Genomic DNA, 21,686 nt, shown 5'->3' on the forward strand with positions numbered 1-21,686 from the left:
CGGCGATTGAGAGGTATTCCGCATGAAGTCACCCCAAGAGACGAAGGTCTGTGTCATCGGTCTGGGATCGATGGGCTTCGGCATGGCCGAGAGCTTGCTGCGAGACGGGTTCGCGGTGACGGGCGTCGATGTGAATGCCGATCCGATGGAGCGTTTCGCGGCGCTTGGCGGCGCGGTTGCAGCTGACCCTGCGACGGGGGCGCAAGATGCGGAACTGGTGATCGCCGTGGTCGTCAATGCCGACCAGACAGAGCAGGTGCTTTTCGGACCGGGCGGCGCCGTCGCGACCATGTCCGAGGGCGGGGTGGTGATGTCCTGCGCCACGATGGCCCCCGATCTGGCGCGCGTCTTCGCCAAGCGCTGCGCCGCGGCGGGCGTGACCTATCTCGATACACCGATCAGCGGTGGTGCTCAGCGTGCCGCCAGCGGTGAGTTGACGATCATGGGCTCGGGCCCGGCGGCGGCTTTTGCGCGCATTCGCCCGGCGCTCGATAGTGTCGCCGCCAAGGTCTACGAGCTTGGCGAGGAGGCAGGCACGGGCGCGGCCTTCAAGGTGGTCAATCAACTTCTCGCCGGTGTGCATATCGCGGCGGCCTGTGAGGCGATCACCTTCGCCAAGGCGATGGATTTGGACCTGGAGAAGGTCTACGAGGTGATCACCGCGTCAGCGGGCAATTCGTGGATGTTCGAGAACCGCGTGCCGCATGTCCTCGAGGGCGATTACAGCCCGCGCAGCGCGGTGGATATCTTCACCAAGGATCTCGGGATCGTGGCGGATATCGGGCGGGACCTGAAATTCCCGACACCGATCGCCGGGACGGCTCTGCAGATGTTCGTGATGACGGCGGCGGCCGGGATGGGGCGCGATGACGATGCCTCTGTCGCGCGGATGCTGGCGAATATCGCGGGGCTCGATCTGCCTGATGCAGCGCCTGCAAGCGAGGGCTGAACGATGCCCAGATTTGCCGCCAACCTGACGATGATGTTCACCGAGCACGATTTTCTCGACCGCTTCGCTGCGGCGAAAAAGGCCGGGTTCGATGCGGTCGAATATCTCTTTCCCTACGACCGCCCGCCCGAGGCGATCGCGGAGCGGCTGCGGGCGCACGGCCTGACGCAGGCGCTCTTCAATCTGCCGCCCGGCAACTGGGAGGCGGGCGATCGCGGGCTGGCCGCATTGCCGGATCGCGCCGAGGAATTCCGCGCCTCGATCGATACTGCTTTGCGCTATGCCGAGGCGACCGGGGTCGGGCGCGTGCATGTGATGAGTGGGCTCGCCTCGCGCCAAGATGTGACCGCGCTGACCGCCTATCGCGACTCGTTGCGGAGGGTCTGTGATGCGGCCGGGGCACAGGGGCTCGATGTAGTGATCGAGCCGATCAACACGCGCGACATGCCGGGCTATTTTCTGGATGATTTCAGCTTCGCTGCCGACCTGATCGCGGAGCTTGGGCTGCCCAATCTCAAGCTGCAATTCGACATCTATCACCGCCAGATTCTGCACGGGGACGTGCTGATGGGGCTGCGGGAGATGGCGCCGATCATCGGGCATGTTCAGATCGCCGCGGTGCCGGATCGGCACGAGCCAGGAACCGGCGAGCTCGACGACGCGCGCATTCTGCGCGAACTGGACGCACTGGGCTATGAAGGGTTCGTGGGCTGCGAATACCGCCCGGCAGGCCGGACAGAGGATGGTCTGGACTGGATGCGCGCCTTCGCCTGAGACGAAGGCGCGCCCCTTATCAGCTTTCGATGTAATCGCGATGAAGCGCCCAGTCGCCCGGGCTGAACCGGTCCGAGGCGAATTGCTGCTGGTGCCAATAGGGATAGATCACGGGCAGCTTGCTGACCTCGTGCAGGCGCTTCAGCTCGTCCTCGCTCAGCTCCAGATCCACTGCGCGGAAATTGTCGCGGAACTGCTGTTCATTGCGTCCGCCGATCACCAGCGAGCTGATCGCGGGACGCGTCAGCAGCCACGCCAGCGCGACCTGCGCCGCCGAGACACCATGCGCGTCACCGATCTCGACCAGCGCATCGACGACGTTCCACAGCTTCTCCTCGTCGCGGATCGGCGGCTCGGTCCAGCCCGCGAATTGCCGCGAGCCTTCCGGCGTGTCCTTGCCTCGGCGATGCTTGCCCGACAGAAGACCGGCGGCGAGCGGGCTCCAGACCAGTACGCCCAGCCCCTGATCGACCGAGATCGGCAGCAATTCGTATTCCGCCTCGCGGGCCTCGAGCGTGTAGTGGATCTGCTGCGCCACGAAGCGCTCGCGCAGGCTCCGGTCGCTGACGCCGAGGGCCTTCATGATGTGCCAACCCGAGAAGTTCGAGCAGGCGATGTAGCGGACCTTGCCCTGTTGCACGAGCGTGTCGAGCGCCGAGACCATCTCCTCCATCGGGGTCACGCCGTCCCATTCGTGCATGTGGTAGATGTCGATGTGGTCGGTCCGCAGACGCTTGAGCGAGCGTTCGCATTCGCGGATCAGGTGATAGCGCGAAAAGCCCTCGTCATTCGGTCCATCGGCGATCCGCATCCGCGCCTTGGAGGAGATCAGCACGTCATCGCGCCGACCGTCGAGCACTTCGCCAAGGATCTCTTCCGAGAGGCCGGTCGAGTACATGTTCGCGGTGTCATAGAGGTTGATGCCGGCGTCGATGCAGGTGTCGACCAGCTTGCGCGCTTCGCTGACGCCTTGGGCGCCGACGGCCTTGAAAGCGCCTGCGCCCCCGAACGTGAACGTGCCCATCGTGAGCACCGAAACCTTGAGTCCAGAACGTCCTAAGGTTCTGTATTTCATTTATATCTCCTCCTCTTGAGTATCGTTTGTCCAGGCGCGATCAGCGCGCCAGAAGTCTTGCGACATGCGCGATGCCCAAGGTCGGGCTGGTCAGAACCGGCGGATCATCCGCACTCGTTTCGAGCCGTTGGAGCGCGCGCGCCATCGAGGCCTGTGCTAGAACCACCACGTCGTTTTCGCGGGCGAGCCGGGCGATGCCTTCGGCAACCCGCGCATCGTGCCCCTCGCGGTCGCCCGATTGCAGCGTCTCGAAGGCGCCCTCGACGACCTGGCTCGTGATGGCGCTGTCCGCCCCGGCCTCGCGGCTGACGCGCTCGATCAGCTCGGCGGTGGGCGTCAATGTCGATTGCAGCGTCGCGAGCACGCCGATACGGCGGCCTTTTGCGACCGCTTCCTGTGCCATCCCCTCGTCGATGCGCATCAGCGGCACGGGGCAGAGCGGTGCGATGCGTTCGACCGCGCCGCCGAGGCTGGAGCAGGTCACGAGAACCGCCTCGGCCCCTGCATCGACCGCCGACCAGATCATGCCCGTCAGGCGGCGCGCCGTCATCGGACTGACCGATCCGTCGCGGATCGTCAGGCGCAGAAGGCTCTCGTCGAGCATGTTGAAAACTTTCCAGTCGGGCAGGTGGGCCTGCGCCAGGCCTTCGAGCTCCGGGATCAACCCGGCGACGGTATGGATCATCGCAAGGGAGCGAGGTGATTCGTGTCTTTCGTGATGCATTCGCGGGCTCCTTTGTTGCGGTTGACGCGCTCTGGTCTCGCTAGCCATGACAGCGCTGTCATGTTCGCGAGTATCATCATGGACCTGCTTCGATGACAAGCCGGAATGTCTCAAGCGCCTTGTTTGAAACGCTTTGACCGGGTTCGGAACTATGTTCCGCAGGGGAGGGCGCGTCCTTCCGACACCTGTCCTGACACAAGTTTTTGTTATTTGCTGATTGACAAGACGGCTTTGCGGTTCGCAATATGACAGCGCTGTCACAGGAGGAATGGCAGCGCTAGCATTTCGGGCGAACCCCCGTCCGACCCGCCAGCCCCCGCCGAAGCGTTCGGCGCCGGATGTGCGTGCGGAAGGTCGGGGACGCGGAGAAGGGAGGGGCGTTTTGGCACTGTCGGAAAATTCGGTCACGCCATCGGAAAGGAAATCCATGCGAGTCCTGCATCAATTGCTTCAACTGCGTCACATGCGTGAATTCAACGTTCTGATCGCGTTGATCCTGATGGGGCTGCTGATCAGCTTGTTCACACCGTATTTCCTGACCGTGTCAAACCTGATGGGGGTGTCGCGGGCGTTCTCGCTGACGGCCATCATGAGCATCGGCATGGTGATGGTCATCATCACCGGCGGGATTGATCTGTCGGTGGGCTCCGCGATGGGGCTCGCCGGTCTGATTACGGCGCTCTGCTTCGATGCGGGCTACTCGCAATATGCGGCGGTGGCCGCGGGGCTCGGTGTCGGGCTTGCCTTCGGGTTGACCAACGGGCTGCTGATCACCGCGATCGGCCTACCGCCCTTCATCGCCACGCTCGGCACGCTGAGCATCGGGCGCGGCTTGATGTATATGATTACCCACGGCGTGCCGTTGACCCCAGACACTCCCGAGAGCTTCAGCTTTCTGGGGCAGGGCTATGTCGGCCCGGTGCCGGTGCCGGTGGTGATCCTGCTCGTTCTGACGCTCGTCTTCACCGTCATCATGACCCGGACCCGCTTCGGTCGGCACGTCTATGCCACGGGCGGCAACGAGAACGCGGCACGTCTGAGCGGGGTGAAGGTCCAGCGCGTCAAGCTCGCGGTCTACGTCCTGTCCTCGACAATCTCTGCGCTGGCCGGCGTTATCGCCTTTTCGCGCTACCTGTCGGCAGAACCGGCGTCCGGCTTCGGTTCGGAGCTTGAGGTGATCGCCGCCGCCGCAATCGGCGGGGCCAGCCTTGCGGGCGGTATCGGCTCGGTGCTGGGCGCGGTCATCGGGGCCGCCCTGATCGGCGAGATCGCCAACGGCGTCGTGCTGCTCAACATCAATACCTATGCCCAGCAGGCCATTACTGGCGGCGTGATCCTGATCGCGGTCAGTCTGGACGTGCTGCGCAATCGGATGGGCGGCCGCGGCTGAGCCGCGTCGTCCGGAAAGCAACAAGATCAAGAAGCCGGACCGCGTCTCGAAGAGGAGAGAGCGGCGCGAGATCCGGACGAAGAAGGCCCCGGTGCGGGGCGCAAAACCGAAACTGCATCAACAATAGAGGCCTGCCGCGCGTGGTCGGGTCTGGAGGAGGAGAGAAGATGCGTATTGCAATGAAAGCCGCCGCGGCGGTTCTGGCCCTGGCAACCGGTATGGGGGCGGCTGCGTCCTATGCTCAGGACATCACCGTGGCGCTCGTGCCGAAGGTGGCCGTTCCGTTCTTCGACGACTGCAACACCGGCGGGGCCGAGGCAGCGAAAGAGCTGGGCGTGAACTACCAGTGGGTGGTGCCGGCGAACACGCAGGGTTCGACGCAGGTCAAGATCATCGAGGATCTGATGGCGCGTCACGTCGACGGGATCGGGATCTCGGTCAACGAGCCGAAATCGGTCGAGGGCATCATCAAGCAGGCCACCGATGCGGGTATCAAGGTCGTCACCTTCGACAGCGACAGCGCCAACAGCGCGCGCAGCATGTATATCGGCACGATCAACAAGCAGGCGGGCGTCACCATGGGCAAGTCCATGGCCGAAGCGCTCGGCGGCAAGGGTGAGGTGGCGATCGTCACCGGTCAGCTTGGTGCGTCCAACCTGAACGAGCGGATCGACGGCGTGAAGGAAGCGCTGGCCGACTATCCCGACATCAAGCTGGTCGCGACCGAAGGCACCGAGGACGACCTCGCCCGCGCCGTTTCGGTGACCGAGGCGCTCCTGCGCGCAAACCCGAACCTCGCCGGTATCTTCGGCATCAGCCAGGTCGGCGGCCCGGCCGTCGCGAAGGTTCTCGCGCAGCAGGAGTTCGCGGACAAGAAAGGCAAGCTGAAGGTCTTTGCGTTCGACGATCTGCCCGACACGATCAAGGGCGTGAAGGAAGGCTTCATCGACGGCATCATGGTCCAGCGCCCGATCACGATGGGCAAGCTGGCGGTCGAGCATCTCGTGGCCCAGATCAAGGGTGAAGAGACCGATCCGCAGAACATCGACACCGGTGTGACCGTCGTGACTGCCGACAACCTCGACAGCTACACCAAGTAATCTCCGACGACACCTGGGCGGGGCCAAGCGTGGCCCCGCCCGACATTCTTCAGCCTGAGGCCGCGATGAAACCGTTTCTCGAAATGATCAGCATTTCCAAGACCTTTCCCGGGGTGAAGGCGCTGGACCACGTCGACCTGCATCTCAACTCCGGCGAGGTGCATGTGCTGGCAGGGGAAAACGGCGCCGGCAAGAGCACCCTGATGAAGATCATGACAGGCGTGCTGCGCGCCGATCCGGGCGGCGAGATCCGGGTCGAGGGCGAACCCGTCGTCATCAAGAACCCGGTCCATGCGCGGTCGCTCGGTATCTCGATCATCTACCAGGAACTCGCGGTGGTGAACAACCTCACCGTCGCCGAGAACGTCTTTCTCGCGCGCGAGCCGCTGTTGCCCACCGGCCTGATCGACCGCACCAAGATGAATGCGGACACCCGCGCGGTGCTGCACGAGCTTGGCGTGGAAATCGACCCGGAAGCTATGGTCGGCACGCTTTCGATCGGCCAGAGACAGCTGATCGAGATCGCCCGCGCCATCTCCTACAATTCCAAACTCATCATCATGGACGAGCCGACCGCGTCGCTCAGCCACCACGAGGCCTCGACGCTGTTGCGCATGTCGCGCAAACTGGCCGAGCAGGGTGTCGGTATCGTCTTCATCTCGCACAAGCTCGAGGAAATCTTCGAAATCGCCGACCGCGTCACAGTGCTGCGCGACGGTCGCACCGTCGATACACGGCCCGTCTCCGAGATGACGAGCGACCTGCTGGTGCGCCTGATGGTGGATCGCGAGCTCGACCAGCTTTTCGGCCATCACACCTCCCACGCGACCGACGAGGTTCTGATGTCGGTGCGCAATCTCACCGAAAAGCGCGTGAAGGACGAAGGAGTGTTCGTGCGCGATGTCGATTTCGACCTGCATCGCGGCGAAGTGCTGGGCTTCTTCGGTCTGGTCGGTGCCGGACGGACCGAAGTGATGGAGATGATTTTCGGCAGCCGCCCCCATAGCGGCGAGATTTCGATCAACGGCAAACCGGCGCGGATTTCCTCGCCCTCGGACGCGATAGAGCATGGGCTCGGATTTGTGACCGAGGATCGGCAATCGCGAGGGCTTGTCCTCGGCATGTCGGTGCGCGAGAACTTTTCCCTGACGCATCTGAGCGACTATTGCAGCTTCGACTTCGTGAACCGTCGCAAGGAAACGGCGGCCTGTGCGGATTATATCCGCGCGCTGGGCATCAAGACGCCGTCGCCCGAGCAGAAGGTGCTCAACCTGTCGGGCGGCAACCAGCAGAAAGTCGTCTTGGCGAAATGGGCCGCGCGCCGTCCGCAGATCCTGATCGTCGACGAGCCGACGCGCGGGATCGACATCGGCGCCAAGGCCGAGGTGCACACGTTGTTGGGCAAGATGGCCGAGGAGGGCATGTCGATCATCGTCGTCTCGTCGGACCTGCCGGAGATCCTGGCGATCAGCGACCGTGTGATCGTGCTGAAGGAGGGGAAGATCAGCGGCGAACTGACCCGAGAGAACGCCACGCAGGAAAGCGTGATGCTGGCGGCGACCGGCTGAGGCCGTCCCGCCGAACCGAAAAGCGAATGAACGAAACGGAGATTGAAATGACCAAGCGCGTAGTATTCACAGGCGGCACCGGCAAGGCAGGGCGTCATGCGGTGCCGCATCTGCTGAGCAAGGGCTACGATGTGCTCAACGTCGACCTCAAGCCGCTCGACGTCCCGGGCGTGAACACGCTGATCACCGACGTGACCGACAGCGGCGCCGTGTTCAACGCGCTGACCACCCACCACGACTTCGGCGGGTTCGAGAAGGGCGCGCCGCCGTCGCCGCCCGATGCGGTCGTGCATTTCGCCGCGATCCCGCGCGTGCTGATCGAGCCCGACAACGTGACCTATCAGGCCAACGTCATGAGCACCTACAACGTGATCGAGGCGGCGATGAAGCTCGGCGTGCGCAAGGTGATCATCGCCTCGTCCGAGACGACCTATGGCGTGTGCTTCGCCGAGGGCGACAAGGATTTTCACTCCTTCCCGCTCGAGGAAGATTACGACAGCGATCCGATGGACAGCTACGGGCTCTCCAAGGTCTGCAACGAGAAGACCGCCCGCGCCTTCGCCGCCCGCTACGGCGCCGATATTTACGCGCTGCGCATCGGCAACGTGATCGAGCCCCATGAATACGGCATGTTCAAGGGGTTCCTCGAGAACCCGATGAGCCGCAAACGCAACGCCTGGAGCTATATTGACGCGCGCGATCTGGGTGAGATCGTGCATCTGTGCATCGAGAAGGACGGTCTGGGCTATCAGGTGTTCAACGCGGTCAACGACACGATCACCGCCGATATGCCGACCACCGAGTTCTTGAAGAAATACTGCCCGAATACGCCGATCACCCGTGAGATGGGCGCCGACGAGGCACCGATCTCGAACCGCAAGGCGCGCGAGGTTCTGGGCTTCAAGGAAGCGCATCCGTGGCGCAAATACGTGGAGGTATGATCGCCACGGTCCCCGCGATGTTTTCGCGCCATGCATGTATGGCCTTTGAAAACGCTGCCGCTAGGTGCATTTCTGGGTAATTGACTCGGGCTTGCCCGAAAGGAATTGGAGGAAAGCGTCATGGGGACCAAGCAGCGATTGCCCGACCGCAAAAGCAAGATCACGGTGCGCGAGGTCGCGCGCCGTGCCAATGTCAGCGAGTCGACGGTCTCTCGCATCATGCGCAACAAGGGACTCGTCGCCGAAGCTACCCGCGAGAAGGTCATGGAGACGGTCCGCGCGATGGGCTACGTCCCCAACCGCATCGCTGGCTCGCTGGCCTCGCTCGACTCCTTCCTCGTCGGCGTCGTCATCCCGTCGCTCTCCAACATCGTCTTCCCGGAAGTCCTGCAGGGCGTCCATGCCGGGCTCGAGGGAAGTGACCTGCAGCCGGTGATCTCGACCACGGATTATAATGTGGACCGCGAAGAGGCCGTGGTGCGCGGCATCCTCAGCTGGAAACCGGCCGCGATCCTGCTGGCCGGGTTCGATCACACCGACGCGACCCGCAAGATGCTAGAACAGAGCGACATCCGCGTCGTCGAGATGATGGATATCGACAGCACGCCGATCGACATCGCGGTGGGCACCTCGCATCGCCGTGCAGGCCACGCCATCGGTCGCCACCTGATTTCACGCGGCTACCGCCATTTCGGCTATGTCGGCCATGACTGGGAGGCCGACCGCCGCGCGCGGCTGCGCTATGACGGGCTGTGCGAGGCGCTGTCCGAAGCGGGGCTCTCCATCGAGGCGCATGCGATCGATGACGGGCCCAGCTCGGTCGGTACGGGTCGAGAACAGACAGCGCGCCTGCGTGCTTCGGCCCCGCAGGTCGACGTCGCGGTCTATTCCAACGACGACATGGCGGTGGGCGGCGTCTTCCACTGCCTTGCCGAAGGCATCAGCCTGCCCGACCAATTCGCCATATTCGGCTTCAACGGTCTCGATATCGGCAAGGAGCTGCCCCAGCCGCTCTCGACCGTCCGCTCGAACCGTTTCCTGATCGGCAAGAAGGCGATCGAGGAAGTTCTGGCCTCGCCAGAACGCCCGTCTGCGCCGACCATCATCGACACTGATTTCGAGGTCTTCGCCGGTGCGACTGCCTGAAGCGTGCGCCGATCTCGGACACCGAACTGAAAGGAGAAATGCCATGCATCCCGCTCTCGCCAAAGGCAATGTCGCAGTCGTCACCGGAGGGGCCTCGGGTATCGGCCTCGCTGCCGCCCGCCACCTCGCCGGGCTTGGCATGCGCGTTTGCATCGCCGATCTGCCGGTGGCTGCGCTCGACGCCGCCTCCGACGCTCTGATCGCCGCGGGTGCCGCGGAGGCGGACGTGATGACGCTGGCGACCGACGTCTCGGACCGCGCGCAGCTCATGGCGCTCGCCGACGAGGTCTGGGCGCGCTTCGGTCCGGTCAACCTGCTGATGAACAACGCGGGGATGCAGCCCGGCAGTTCGATCTTCGATGAGGAAGGCAACTGGGACCGCATCCTCGAGGTGAATCTGGGCGGGATCATTCGTGGCAGCCAGATTTTCGCGCCGCGCATGATCGCGTCGGGCACGCCTGGCCTGATCGTCAATACCGGCTCCAAGCAGGGGATCACCACGCCCCCGGGCGATCCGGCCTATAACGTGTCGAAAGCCGGCGTGAAGGCCTTCACCGAGGCGCTGCAGCACGAGTTGCGCAACCGCGAGGACTGCAAGGTCGAGGCGCGGCTGTTCATTCCGGGCTTCGTCTACACGCCGCTGACCGCGGGCGGGCGCACCGAGAAACCCGCTGGCGCCTGGACGCCCGAACAGGTCGTGGAATTCCTCTTTGACGCGATCGAGCGCGGCGATTTCTACATCCTGTGTCCGGACAACGACGTGGACCGCGCGACCGACGTGAAGCGCATCCTCTGGGCGGCGGGCGACATCACCGAGAACCGCCCGCCGCTGTCGCGCTGGCATCCCGACTACGATGACGCCTTCAAGGCGTGGCTGAAGGCGTGATGCGGCCATGACGACCCGGGTGTATCGTATCGCGGCCATCCCCGGCGACGGGATCGGGCCGGAGGTGGTCGACGCCGCGCTGACGGCGCTCGATCACCTGAGCCGCCATACCAACGCCTTTCGGCTGGAGGTCGACCGCTTCGACTGGGGCTCGAAACGCTATCAGCGCGAAGGCACGTTCATGCCCGCGGACGGGGTCGACGCGCTGCGGGCCTATGACGCGATCCTCTTCGGCGCGGTCGGCGCGCCGGACGTGCCCGATCACCTGACGCTCTGGGGGCTGCGCCTCGCGATCTGTCAGGGGCTCGATCAATACGCGAACCTGCGGCCCACCCGGATCCTGCCCGGCCTGTCGAGCCCGCTTGCGGGCGTCGGCCCGGACGATCTGGACTGGCTTATCGTGCGCGAGAATTCCGAGGGCGAATATGCGGGGCAGGGCGGGCGCAGCCATCGCGGCCAGCCGCATGAGGTCGCCACCGAGACCGCCATCTTCACCCGCGCGGGCGTCGAACGCATCATGCGCGTGGCTTTCTCGCAGGCCCAGGCACGTCCGCGCAAACGGCTGACGGTCGTCACGAAATCCAACGCGCAGCGCTACGGGCTCGTGCTCTGGGACGAAATCGCCGCCGAGATCGCGGCCGAGTTTCCCGACGTGACGTGGGACCGGATGCTGGTCGACGCGATGACCGTGCGCATGACGCTCGATCCGCGTTCGCTCGACACGATCGTCGCCACGAACCTGCACGCCGACATCCTCTCGGATCTGGCTGCGGCGCTCGCCGGCTCTATCGGCATCGCGCCCACGGCCAACCTCAACCCCGAGCGCGCTGCGCCCTCGATGTTCGAGCCGATCCATGGCTCCGCCTTCGACATCACCGGCAAGGGCGTCGCAAATCCCATCGGCACCTTCTGGAGCGCGGCGATGATGTTGGAGCACCTCGGAGAGACCGAGGCAGGGGCGCAAATGATGCGCGCGATCGAACTCGTGACGGCGGATCCCGAAAGCCGCCCCCGCGACCTCGGCGGCACGTCCGGCACTGCACAGGTGACGGAACGGCTCTGCCGTGCGTTCGACGAGATAGTGGGGGGCAGCTGAAAGTTACGTCGCAGCTTCAGAAGCTCTCGCGTTTCAGCGCCGTGGTTTGAAATCCGCCACGCTATCGCGCACAACCAGTTCCCCCGTCATCAGGACCTTCACCGGAGATTGATCTCGCTCGTCCGTCGCGATGAGGTCGTCGAGCAGGCGGATCGCCATCGCGCCGATGCGCGCTTTCGGAACGTCGACCGAAGTCAGGGGCGGATCGAAGACGCTCGAGGTCGGAAGGTTGTCGAAGCCCACGACCGAAACATCTTCCGGCACTCTGTGGCCCAATTCGCGCAAGGCCCTTACGAAGCCGAAGGCGATGATGTCATTCGCACAGAAATAAGCATCCGCGAGAGGCCGGTCGCTCAACTGGGTCAAGGCTTCTTCATAGGCGCCGTCCAGCGTCGACTTCACCGAAAGTTCCTGCGCGTCCTCGCTCTGCAATCCGAACGCTGCGGCCGCGTTCCGGAAAGCCGTTTGACGCAGTCGGAAGTTCATCACCTCGCTGTAACTTCCGACATAGCCGATCTTGCGAAAGCCGCGCGAAACCAGATGCGAGAGCGCATCGTAGACGAGTTGATCGTTGTCCATATCGACGAAATTCGCCTTCAGGAACGGGTGGTAGGTGTCGATGAGCACGGTCGGTAGCGGCGCGCGCTCGATGATCGTCTCGATATCTTCGCGTGAAAGTTCGGTGCCGAGCACGACGATGCCGCGCGGTTCCGAGCCGTCCAGGCTCGACAACAGTTGATGCAGCGATTCCTGTTCGTAGCTCACGACCTGCAGCGCGTAGTCGCGGCGAAGCGCCTCGAAAGACATCCCGTCGATATAGTCCGAGATGAAGTGGTTGTGGTCGCGATTCACCGTCTGGCCGTGGCGCGCGATCTTGAGAAAGCGGATCGTGTTGGTGACTTCGGTCCGCGCCCGATTCGAGCGCGGGGTGTAGTTCAACGCCTCCACCGCTTCCAAAACGCGGGCGCGGGTGGCCTCCGAGATGTCGCCCTTGTCGTTCAGGACCAGCGAAACGGTGGCAGCGGAAACCCCCGCGTGCCCGGCAACTTCGCGCAGGGTGACCGGCTTTTTTGGCTCAATTTCCATCGTGTCGCTCATGTGGCCTTCAATCTATGGGCGAACCTCCCGCACTGCACAACGGGCCTTCGGAAAGTTCGGTCTTTTTATTCGCTCGCGCTCGAAGCAGCTAGTGAACAAACGGGGTTGACTTTAGTAAACATAATAGTACGAATTTAGTAAATAAGATAATTCTTCAGTAAACGGCGCGGGGGAGGAGATGTCGAAACTGGATGGGAACCTGTTTGTGTTGTCCGTGCTCATCGTGCTGCTTCTAGCAGTCGGCGGGGCGGCATCCGGCGGCAATTACCTTTCGATCTACAATCTGCAATCGATGGCGAACCAGGTGCCCGAGATCGGGCTGCTCGCGATCGGCGTGATGCTGGCGATGTGCTCCGGCAACGGTGGGATCGACCTGTCGGGGATCGCGCTTGCGAACCTCTCGGGCGTGGCCTCGGGGCTTGTTGCGCTGTCGATCTTCCCGGTCGACGAAGCGCCCGTGCTGTTCACTATCACCTTCGCCGGGGGATGTCTGATCATCGGCGTGCTGGGCGGTGCGCTGAACGGATTTCTGATCTCGCGTTTCGAGATCACGCCGATCCTGTGCACCTTGGGCACGCAGATGGCCTTCACCGGCGCGGCGGTCGTGTTCTCGGAAGGACGCTCGGTGACGATCGGATCGCCGCCCGCGCTCTACGATCTGGGCAATGGCCTGATCTTCGGAGTGCCGGCGAGCTTCCTGATCTTCCTCGGCGCTGCTTTGATCCTGGGCGGGGTGCTGCGCTTCACGCCCTACGGGATGAAGCTGATGCTGACCGGCGCCAACCCGAAGGCGGCGCTGTTTAGCGGCTTCAATCGCGACCGCATCCTGATCACGACCTACGCGCTCTCGGGGCTGATGGCCGGTCTGGCCGGGGTCATCATCGCGGCGCGGAACATCAACGTGAAATGGGACTACGGCACCTCTTATCTGCTGATCGCGATCCTTGTCGCGGTGATGGCGGGGGTGCGGCCCGAGGGCGGCTATGGGCGCATCGTGAATGTCGTGCTTTCGGCGATCACGCTGCAGCTTCTGTCGAGCCTGCTGAACTTCGTCGGGTTCTCGAATTTCGTGCGGGATTTCGCCTGGGGCGCGCTGCTGCTGTGCTTCCTCGCGGTCAACCGCTTCGAGCTGGTCGACCAGGTCATCACACGCTTTTCGCTGGGGCGCGCGGCGCGCGCTCCGAAACACTGAGCCGAAGAATGTAATCCAGGGAGGAGATCATCATGGCATTCAAAGGACTGAAAATCGGCCTGTTGGCCGCGACCACGGCGGCAATGCTGGCTGGCGCACAAGGGGTCGCAGCGCAGGAAGGTAAGTCGATCACCACGGTCGTCAAGATCAGCGGTATCCCGTGGTTCGACCGGATGAAAACCGGTGTCGAGAAATACGCGCAGGAACATCCCGACATGAAGATCGAGCAGGTCGGCCCCGCCACGGCGGATTCCGCCCAGCAGCTGCAGATCGTGCAGGATCTCGTCGCGCGCGGCGTCGATGCGCTGGCCGTCGTGCCGATGGATCCGGCGATCCTCGAAGGCGTGCTCAAGCGCGCGATGGATCGCGGCATCGTCGTCGTGACCCACGAGGCTGACAACCAGAAGAACACCATGGCCGATGTCGAAGCCTTCGATAACGCGGAATATGGTGCGGCGCTGAACGAGCGTCTGGCCAAGTGCATGGGCGGCAAGGGCAAGTGGACGACCTTCGTCGGCTCGCTGGGCAGCCGCACCCACATGCAGTGGGTCGGCGCGGGCGAGGAGAACGCGAAGAAATACCCGGATATGGAACTCGTCGATCCGAACAACGAAAGCTTCGACGACGCCCAGGGCACCTACGAGAAAGCCAAGGAAATCCTGCGCAAGCACCCGGATATCAAGGGCTTCCAGACTTCGGCGGGCAATGATGTGCTCGGCGTCGGTCGCGCGATCGAAGAAGCCGGTCTGGCCGGCAAGGTCTGCCTTGTGGGCACCGGTCTGCCGAACCCCTCGGCGGCCTATCTCGACAGCGGTGCGATCACCGCGATCGGTTTCTGGGATCCGCAGAAGGCCGGGATGGCGATGAACTCGCTGGCCACCAAGATCCTCGCGGGTGAAGAGATCACCGACGGCATGGATCTGGGTGTCGACGGCTACCACAGTGTCAGCGTGCGCCCCGGTGCCGGTGACGGCGTGCTCGTCGTGGGTAACGGCATGGTTCTCGTCGACAAGGATACCTACAAAGAGACCCTTTTCTAAGACGTGAAAAAATCGGTCGGCCGGGGGCAGCCCCGGCCGGCTTTCGAACCGCCCGTGCCTAGGCTGGAGGAGCTGCGGCGCATGGGACGGAAAAGACCGGTGTTCAGGGGGAGCAATCAGATGTCAGACGGACATTTTCTGGAGCTGCGCGGCATCCACAAACGCTTTGGCGGTGTTCACGCGCTGCGCGGCGTCGACGTAACGATCGACACTGGTGTCGCCTATCACCTGCTGGGCGAGAATGGCTGCGGCAAGAGCACCTTCATCAAGATTATTTCGGGCGCCCATGCGCCCAGCGAGGGAGAGATCGTGCTCGATGGGCAGGCGCATAGCGAGCTGTCGCCGATCCAGTCGCTCGAAGCGGGGATCGAGACGGTCTATCAGGACCTCTCCCTGCTGCCGAACCTCTCCGTCGTGGAAAATGTCGCGCTTGGCGACCAACTGGTGAGCGGCAACGGGCGCCTGATGCGGCTGCTGAACCGCCGCCGTCTGCGCGAAACGGCCCGCGAGGCAATCCGTAATGTCGGGCTGGAGCCGACGGCGAAACTCCTTAACACAATGGTCGGGGATCTGCCGCTTGCGATCCGGCAGCGCGTCGCCATCGCGCGGGCCATCGCCGCCGACGCGCGGCTGGTTATCATGGACGAGCCGACCACTTCGCTCACCCGGCACGAGGTCGACGCGCTGATCGAACTGGTCGGCAAATTGCTCGAACGCGACGTCGCGGTGCTGTTCGTGACCCACAAACTGGAGGAGTGCTACCGCATCGGCGGGCAAGCGATCATCTTCCGCGATGGCGAGTGTATCTCGCAGGGCCCGATCGCGGACTATTCCCGCGCCGAGCTTTCGCATCTGATGACCGGGCGCGAACTGGACACGATGCGCTACCGCAATGGCGCGCCGCGCGCCGAAGAGGTGCTGCGCGTCGAGGGGGCGAGCTCCGGCGCGGACTTCGAGGATGTCGCCTTCTCGCTGAAGGCTGGCGAGGTGCTTGGCATCACCGGTCTTTCGGATTCCGGTCGCAACGAGGTCGCGCTCGCGCTGGCCGGCCATCAATCGCTGAGCTCCGGCCATATCGAGATTTCCGGCGCGCGGGTGCATCTCGACTCGCCCGCGGACGCGATTGCACGCGGCATCGGCTATGTCCCCGAGGACCGCCTCTCCGAAGGGCTGTTCCTGCAGAAGTCGATCTACCAGAACGAGGTGACGCTGATCCTCGACCGGCTCCGTGGGCGCGGGGGCGTCGTCGACAAGCGCAAGGGGCGCGAGGCGGCGAGCAAGATTTCCGAGGCGATGAACCTCAATACCGGCAATATCGACCTGCCGGTCTCGGCGCTCTCGGGCGGCAACCAGCAGCGCGTGCTGATCGGCCGGTGGCTCAGCATCGAGCCGAAATTGCTGGTGCTTCATGGCCCGACCGTCGGCGTCGATGTCGGGTCGAAGGACACGATCTACCGCGCGATCCAGGCGATGGCGGAGCGCGGGATCGGGCTGATCATCGTCTCCGACGACCTGCCGGAACTGCTGCAGAACTGCGACCGGATCCTCGTGATGAATCGCGGTCGCCTCGTCGATGAACTCGACGCCGCGACCACCGACGAGAACCGTATTTACCAATCGATGCTTGGCTCGGCGAACGAGGCTGCCTGATGACCATGGTGCAAGAGATGAATGACCGATCAACGCCCAAACGTCCCGAGGACAAACTGACGATTTGGGAGACCCTGCGACGTCGCCCCGAGATGGTGACGCTGACCATCCTCGTCGTGATCTGCGTGGCGGTGTCGATCATCAACCCCAACTTTCTGCAGCCGGGCTCGCTCATCGATATGGGCCGCGCGAGCGTGGTGACCGGGCTCTTCGCGCTCGGTGTCTTCGCCATTCTCGCGGCAGGGGGCATCGACGTCTCCTTCACCGCGATCGCGGCGCTGACAATGTATTCGCTTACGAAATTCGTGATCACCGTGGCGCCCGATCTGCCGATGGCGGCGATCATCGCGATTGCAGTTGTGGCCGGTGCGCTTCTGGGCGCGGTGAACGGCCTTCTGGTTCACGGGCTGCGCGTGCCCTCGCTGATCGTCACGATCGGCACGCAATACCTGTTCCGCGGCATCCTGCTGGCCTTCGTGGGCACGGTTTGGCTGATGGAGCTTCCGCCGCAGATGACCGCCTTCGGCAAGGCCGCGCTCTACCAGTTTCAGGGCGCCAATGGCGTGACCGTCGATCTGCCCGCCTATTTCCTGATCTTCCCGGTCGTCGTCGGGCTGGCCTGGTTCCTGTTCGACCGCACGCTGATGGGGCGGGCGATCTTTGCCACCGGCGGCAACCCGGAGGTCGCGGCGCGGCTCGGCTATGGCCAGCGCGTGGTGCATGTCTTCGTCTTCGCCTTCGCGGGGGCGCTCGCAGGTCTCGCAGGCATCATCCATGTCAGCGCGACCCGCATGGCCAACCCGTTCGATCTGGTCGGCACCGAGATCGAGGTGATCGCCGCCGTCGTTCTCGGCGGGGCGCGGATCACCGGCGGCACGGGCTCGGTGCTGGGCACCGTGGCGGGTGTTCTCCTGATCACCGTGGTCAGCAACACGCTGGTTCTGGTGGGCATCCCCAGCACCTGGCAGCGCCTTGTCGTGGGCGCGTTCATCCTTCTCGCAGCGGCCTTCTTCGTGCGCCGCAAGCAAAAACCCAAGCAACGCAAAGCAGAGTGATCCGATGAAGAAGTTTCTCAACAAACCCGAAGATTTCGTCGAAGAGATGCTGGAGGGGATTTACGCCGCCCATCCGGAAGTGACCCATGTCGCGGACGATCTGCATTGCTTCGTGACGGCGAACCCGGTCCCCGGCAAGGTTGGGATCGTGACGGGGGGCGGCTCCGGCCACCTGCCGCTGTTCCTCGGCTATGTCGGCGACGGGATGCTCGACGGTGCGGGTGTCGGCGGCGTGTTCCAGTCGCCCAGCTCGGACCAGATCCTCGAAGTGACAAAGCATGTCGATCAGGGGGCAGGGGTTCTCTATCTCTACGGCAATTACAGCGGCGACATCATGAACTTCGACCTCGCCGGGGAACTGGCCGAGGTCGACGATATCGAAACCGCCACCGTGGTCGGCAATGACGATGTGGCCTCCTCCAAGCCGGGCGAGGAACACAAGCGCCGCGGCGTCGCCGGGATCGTCTTCCTCTACAAGGTCGCGGGAGCCGCCGCCGCCGAGATGAAGCCGCTCTCCGAGGTCGTCCGTCTGACCGAGAAGGCGAAGTCGCGCACCCGCACAATGGGCGTGGCGCTGACGCCCTGTATCGTTCCCGAGGTCGGCAAGCCCAGCTTCACGCTCGGCGAAGACGAGATGGAAATCGGCATGGGCATCCATGGCGAGCCGGGGATCACCCGCAAGACGCTCGAGCCCGCAGATGCCGTCGTGGACGAAATGATGGAGCGCATCTTCGCCGAGCAGGATTACGCGGCAGGCGACGAGGTGGCGATCATCGTCAACGGGCTGGGCGCGACGCCGATGGAAGAGCTTTACATCTTCTACCGCCGCATCTCGCAGCTGTTCGCAGAACGCAACGTGACCATCGCGCAGGTCTGGATCGGTGAATTCGCGACCTCGATGGAGATGGCGGGCGCCTCGATCTCGGTCCTGCATCTCGATGACGAGCTGAAGCCGCTCATCGAACGCAGCGCGACGACGCCGTTCTTCAAACATATCGCGAAGTGAGGGCTGCCATGACGATGAATGCAAGTGCGCTGCCGGGTCTGTTCAACCGCTATCGGGACCGGTTCGCCGCCGAGAAACAGGCCCTGATCGAGCTCGACGGCAAGGTCGGCGACAGCGATCTGGGTCTGACCATGGCGAAGGGTTTCGCCGCCGCAGCGGCCGCCCTTGAGGAAAAGGCGCCCGAGACGCTGGCAGACGGGATGAAGACCGCGGGCGCCGCGATCGCGAAAGCCGCGCCCTCGACCATGGGCACGCTGATGGCAACGGGTTTCCTGCGCGGAGCGAAGGCACTCGACGGTGCGGAAGTGATGGACACCGCCGCGCTGGCCGATTTCTGGGCTGCCTTCCGCGACGGGATCGCGCAGCGCGGCAAGGCGCAGCTGGGTGACAAGACCGTACTCGACGTGCTGCACCCGGTCGCCGAGACCATCGCCGCGCAGGCGCAGGCGGGCGCATCGCCCGCCGAGGCATCACACGCAGCAGCCCAAGCTGCGAAAGAGGCGCTGGAGGCGACCAAGGAGATGGAAGCCCAGCACGGCAAGGCTGCCGCGTTCGGCGAGAAATCCAAGGGAATTCAGGACGCGGGCGGCACCGTCGCCTGCATCCTCATCGAAGAGACAAGCGCTGCCTTGGGCGCGTAGGAGAGGGACATGCACTATAATACGCTGGGACGGAGCGGGCTGAAGGTTTCGGCCCTCGCGATGGGCACTTTCACCTTCGGCGGCGAAGGTCCCTTCGCGATGGTCGGCAGTCAGGGCGTGGCCGAGGCCCGCGACCTGTTCGATTGCGTGATCGACCACGGTGTGAACCTGATCGACACGGCGAACATGTATTCCACCGGCACCGCCGAAGAGATCGTGGGCGAGGCGCTGGAAGGCCGCCGTGACAAGGTGCTGATCTCGTCGAAAGCTCGCATGCCGATCGATGACGGCCCCAATGGCGAGGGCGCGAGCCGCTGGCACCTGATCCGCGAATGTGAGCGCAGCCTGAAACGTCTGCGCACCGATCACATCGACATCTATCATATCCATGAATGGGACGGCCAAACCCCGGTCGAGGAAACGCTCGAAGCCCTGCAGACGCTGATCGATCAGGGCAAGATCCGCTATGCGGGCTGCTCGAACTATACCGGCTGGCAGGTCATGAAATCGCTGATGGCCTCGGAGAAGCCGGGTCGGGCGCGGTTCGTTACGCAACAGATCCACTACACGCTCGAGGCGCGCGAGGCGGAATACGAGCTTTTGCCGATCGCGGTCGATCAGGGCGTCGGCGCGACCGTCTGGAGCCCGCTTGCGGCGGGGCTGCTGTCGGGCAAACACACCCGCGACAATCCGGTGGCGGAGGGCAGCCGTCAGGCCAAGGGCTGGACCGAGCCGCCGATCCGCGATCAGGAGCGGCTCTGGAAGATCGTCGATGTGCTGAACGCGCTCGGCGAGGCGCATGGCGTCGAAGCTGCGCAGATCGCGCTGGCATGGCTGCTCACCCGTCCCGGCGTTGCCTCGCTGGTGGTCGGCGGTAGCACGGTGGCGCAGTTCGAGCGCAACTTCCGCGCGCTCGACGTCAAGCTCTCCACCGAAGATCTCGCCCGCCTCGACGAGGTCAGCCGCCCGCCCCTGATCTACCCGCTGTGGCATCAGGAACAATTCGCCAAGCCGCGCTTCGGCCCGGCGGACGGGATCGTGACGGGCTAATCGAGCCCGGCGGGATCAACTTAAGCTATCGCCCGGCACGGGCGAACTCGTTTCGTGCCGCGCGAAGACCTCAGGGGTGCAGTTCGGCCCGGAGGCGCTTCAACTCTTCCGCAGGCATAAGTTCCACGCCCTTCGTCATGTCGTGCAATTGCTTGAGGAGTGCGTGCGCTTCCTCGACTTCGGCCTGTTCGATCCTTCGCGAAGGATGGGCGAAGAAACCGGCGGACCGGGTCTCGTCACCGACAGCGACGGCCTTCCCATAGCGCAGTCCGAACTCGGCCGCCTGACCGAACACGTTGCTCTCGTCCTGCTCCGCGAGCTCGGACCAATCGCAAATGCCTGTATGCGTCATGGCCCATCTGACCGTCGGATCCCGGAACACGAGACCGTTCGCAGTATAGAAATCGATCCATTCCTGTGGATATGTCTGGTATAGGAGTGTAGGGTTTGCAAAGCGCACATGCAGCCCTAAGGCGAATTTCCAGTCTGATATTGCACTCATAAGTTGCAATTTCCGGCGCAATGTACGCACATCGATCATGCAGCTACCCTTGTATTATGTTCAGTGAATCCCTCGACCAACGCATTGCGGAACTATCTTGGTCCAACCGAGCCGCACTTCCGTAGTGACTATTGAGCACTCGGACAGAATGGAAGTTCGAAACGGCATGATTCTTCGTGATCACCAGAGCCTTTTCGCCGATCTCGCTCCAGCAGGCTGCTACGTCGCCTTGCGGGCTGGCTTTTTCGCGCCCGAAGCCGAGTTGAACCTGTTTCCGCCTGAATGGATCAATCATTACACGTTTTCCGGGTTGGCGCTGGCCGATCCGCTGCTGCGCTGGTGCCAGGAAAATTCGGGCTATGCGCGGTGGGGTGAAATAGACAGCTTCGTCGGCACGAGCTTCATGCGCGACTATCGGTCTTTCGGCTTCGAATTCGGAGGTGTCGTGTCGATCCACGGGACGCAGGAGATGCCGAAGCGGAGCCTTGGCATCTTTGCGCGCTCAGACCGGGAGCTTCGAGTTTCCGAAATGAAAGAGATCGAGAGGGTTCTCTCGCGCATCCATTCGGACGAGCCCGAGATGCCGACCGAGGCGCAAATGGAAGCGCTCCAACTCTATTCCAAGGGCTATCTCCACAAGCAGGTCGCCCACGAATTGCAGCTCTCCGTCGGGGGCGTCAAGGCGCGGCTCAGGGGCGCTGCCGACCGGCTCGGGGCGAAGACCTTGCGAGAGGCTGCGAGCATCGCCGCGAGCCGAGGCCTCCTGTAAGCGTCCCGACCGCCTCGTTGATGCACACGGACTC

General features: G+C 63.7%; 21 protein-coding genes. 17 read left to right on the plus strand and 4 right to left on the minus strand.

Features of this window, described 5'->3' with window-relative positions:
• Nucleotides 1-22: 22 nt before the first annotated feature.
• Complete coding sequence (gene ltnD / locus DEM26_RS03315) at nt 23-949, plus strand: L-threonate dehydrogenase (RefSeq protein WP_109171695.1); 927 nt, start codon at nt 23-25, stop codon at nt 947-949.
• A gap of 3 nt (nt 950-952) precedes the next feature.
• Nucleotides 953-1,723 (plus strand): 2-oxo-tetronate isomerase, encoded by a 771-nt coding sequence (gene otnI, locus DEM26_RS03320; RefSeq protein ID WP_109171696.1) that lies wholly within the window; start codon nt 953-955, stop codon nt 1,721-1,723.
• Between the two features lie 19 nt (nt 1,724-1,742).
• Here the strand turns inward: otnI and DEM26_RS03325 are convergent, their stop codons facing one another.
• Nucleotides 1,743-2,798 (minus strand): aldo/keto reductase, encoded by a 1,056-nt coding sequence (locus DEM26_RS03325; RefSeq protein WP_109171697.1) that lies wholly within the window; start codon nt 2,796-2,798, stop codon nt 1,743-1,745.
• A 40-nt stretch (nt 2,799-2,838) separates the two neighbouring features.
• On the minus strand, nt 2,839-3,483 hold the full coding sequence (locus DEM26_RS03330; protein ID WP_233243009.1) for an aspartate/glutamate racemase family protein: 645 nt from the start codon (nt 3,481-3,483) through the stop codon (nt 2,839-2,841).
• A 466-nt stretch (nt 3,484-3,949) separates the two neighbouring features.
• Here DEM26_RS03330 and DEM26_RS03335 point away from each other — a divergent pair, with 466 nt between their 5' ends.
• The 7 genes from DEM26_RS03335 (at nt 3,950) to DEM26_RS03365 (ending at nt 11,649) form a co-directional block, all read left to right on the plus strand.
• Nucleotides 3,950-4,912 (plus strand): ABC transporter permease, encoded by a 963-nt coding sequence (locus tag DEM26_RS03335; protein ID WP_088722052.1) that lies wholly within the window; start codon nt 3,950-3,952, stop codon nt 4,910-4,912.
• A 167-nt stretch (nt 4,913-5,079) separates the two neighbouring features.
• A complete protein-coding gene (locus DEM26_RS03340; RefSeq protein WP_077701127.1) occupies nt 5,080-6,012 on the plus strand; it encodes a sugar-binding protein in 933 nt (310 codons plus the stop codon).
• Nucleotides 6,013-6,077: 65 nt separating this feature from the next.
• Complete coding sequence (locus DEM26_RS03345) at nt 6,078-7,580, plus strand: sugar ABC transporter ATP-binding protein (RefSeq protein ID WP_088719228.1); 1,503 nt, start codon at nt 6,078-6,080, stop codon at nt 7,578-7,580.
• A gap of 47 nt (nt 7,581-7,627) precedes the next feature.
• Complete coding sequence (locus DEM26_RS03350) at nt 7,628-8,521, plus strand: NAD-dependent epimerase/dehydratase family protein (protein WP_075776453.1); 894 nt, start codon at nt 7,628-7,630, stop codon at nt 8,519-8,521.
• Between the two features lie 120 nt (nt 8,522-8,641).
• On the plus strand, nt 8,642-9,667 hold the full coding sequence (locus DEM26_RS03355) for a LacI family DNA-binding transcriptional regulator (protein WP_088724567.1): 1,026 nt from the start codon (nt 8,642-8,644) through the stop codon (nt 9,665-9,667).
• Between the two features lie 43 nt (nt 9,668-9,710).
• A complete protein-coding gene (locus DEM26_RS03360) occupies nt 9,711-10,553 on the plus strand; it encodes an SDR family NAD(P)-dependent oxidoreductase (RefSeq protein WP_109171698.1) in 843 nt (280 codons plus the stop codon).
• A 7-nt stretch (nt 10,554-10,560) separates the two neighbouring features.
• On the plus strand, nt 10,561-11,649 hold the full coding sequence (locus DEM26_RS03365) for a tartrate dehydrogenase (RefSeq protein WP_109171699.1): 1,089 nt from the start codon (nt 10,561-10,563) through the stop codon (nt 11,647-11,649).
• A gap of 33 nt (nt 11,650-11,682) precedes the next feature.
• Here DEM26_RS03365 and DEM26_RS03370 read toward each other — a convergent pair whose 3' ends face one another.
• Complete coding sequence (locus DEM26_RS03370) at nt 11,683-12,735, minus strand: LacI family DNA-binding transcriptional regulator (protein ID WP_199224624.1); 1,053 nt, start codon at nt 12,733-12,735, stop codon at nt 11,683-11,685.
• 190 nt (nt 12,736-12,925) lie between these two features.
• Between DEM26_RS03370 and DEM26_RS03375 the strand changes: the two genes are divergently transcribed.
• The 7 genes from DEM26_RS03375 (at nt 12,926) to DEM26_RS03405 (ending at nt 20,381) form a co-directional block, all read left to right on the plus strand.
• Nucleotides 12,926-13,939 (plus strand): ABC transporter permease, encoded by a 1,014-nt coding sequence (locus DEM26_RS03375; protein ID WP_075776409.1) that lies wholly within the window; start codon nt 12,926-12,928, stop codon nt 13,937-13,939.
• A 32-nt stretch (nt 13,940-13,971) separates the two neighbouring features.
• On the plus strand, nt 13,972-14,979 hold the full coding sequence (locus tag DEM26_RS03380; protein ID WP_075776408.1) for a substrate-binding domain-containing protein: 1,008 nt from the start codon (nt 13,972-13,974) through the stop codon (nt 14,977-14,979).
• Nucleotides 14,980-15,099: 120 nt separating this feature from the next.
• On the plus strand, nt 15,100-16,629 hold the full coding sequence (locus DEM26_RS03385) for a sugar ABC transporter ATP-binding protein (protein ID WP_109171700.1): 1,530 nt from the start codon (nt 15,100-15,102) through the stop codon (nt 16,627-16,629).
• Nucleotides 16,629-17,684 (plus strand): ABC transporter permease, encoded by a 1,056-nt coding sequence (locus DEM26_RS03390; RefSeq protein ID WP_166504566.1) that lies wholly within the window; start codon nt 16,629-16,631, stop codon nt 17,682-17,684. Before DEM26_RS03385 ends, DEM26_RS03390 begins: the two co-directional genes overlap by 1 nt.
• Before the next feature lie 4 nt (nt 17,685-17,688).
• Nucleotides 17,689-18,690 (plus strand): dihydroxyacetone kinase subunit DhaK, encoded by a 1,002-nt coding sequence (locus DEM26_RS03395; RefSeq protein WP_109171701.1) that lies wholly within the window; start codon nt 17,689-17,691, stop codon nt 18,688-18,690.
• Between the two features lie 8 nt (nt 18,691-18,698).
• Nucleotides 18,699-19,331: a dihydroxyacetone kinase subunit L gene (locus DEM26_RS03400; RefSeq protein ID WP_199224625.1), complete on the plus strand. Its 633-nt coding sequence runs from the start codon at nt 18,699-18,701 to the stop codon at nt 19,329-19,331.
• A 9-nt stretch (nt 19,332-19,340) separates the two neighbouring features.
• Complete coding sequence (locus tag DEM26_RS03405; RefSeq protein ID WP_109171702.1) at nt 19,341-20,381, plus strand: aldo/keto reductase; 1,041 nt, start codon at nt 19,341-19,343, stop codon at nt 20,379-20,381.
• Between the two features lie 70 nt (nt 20,382-20,451).
• Here DEM26_RS03405 and DEM26_RS03410 read toward each other — a convergent pair whose 3' ends face one another.
• Nucleotides 20,452-20,922 carry an autoinducer binding domain-containing protein gene (locus DEM26_RS03410; protein WP_088719221.1) on the minus strand — a complete coding sequence of 157 codons (471 nt, stop codon included), beginning with the start codon at nt 20,920-20,922 and terminating at the stop codon, nt 20,452-20,454.
• Nucleotides 20,923-21,049: 127 nt separating this feature from the next.
• On the opposite strand from DEM26_RS03410, the gene DEM26_RS03415 reads away from it, so the two are divergent.
• Nucleotides 21,050-21,652 carry an autoinducer binding domain-containing protein gene (locus tag DEM26_RS03415; RefSeq protein WP_157771559.1) on the plus strand — a complete coding sequence of 201 codons (603 nt, stop codon included), beginning with the start codon at nt 21,050-21,052 and terminating at the stop codon, nt 21,650-21,652.
• Nucleotides 21,653-21,686 lie beyond the last annotated feature (34 nt).

Source organism: Thioclava sp. NG1 (genome assembly GCF_003122275.1).
Lineage (GTDB): Bacteria > Pseudomonadota > Alphaproteobacteria > Rhodobacterales > Rhodobacteraceae > Thioclava > Thioclava nitratireducens.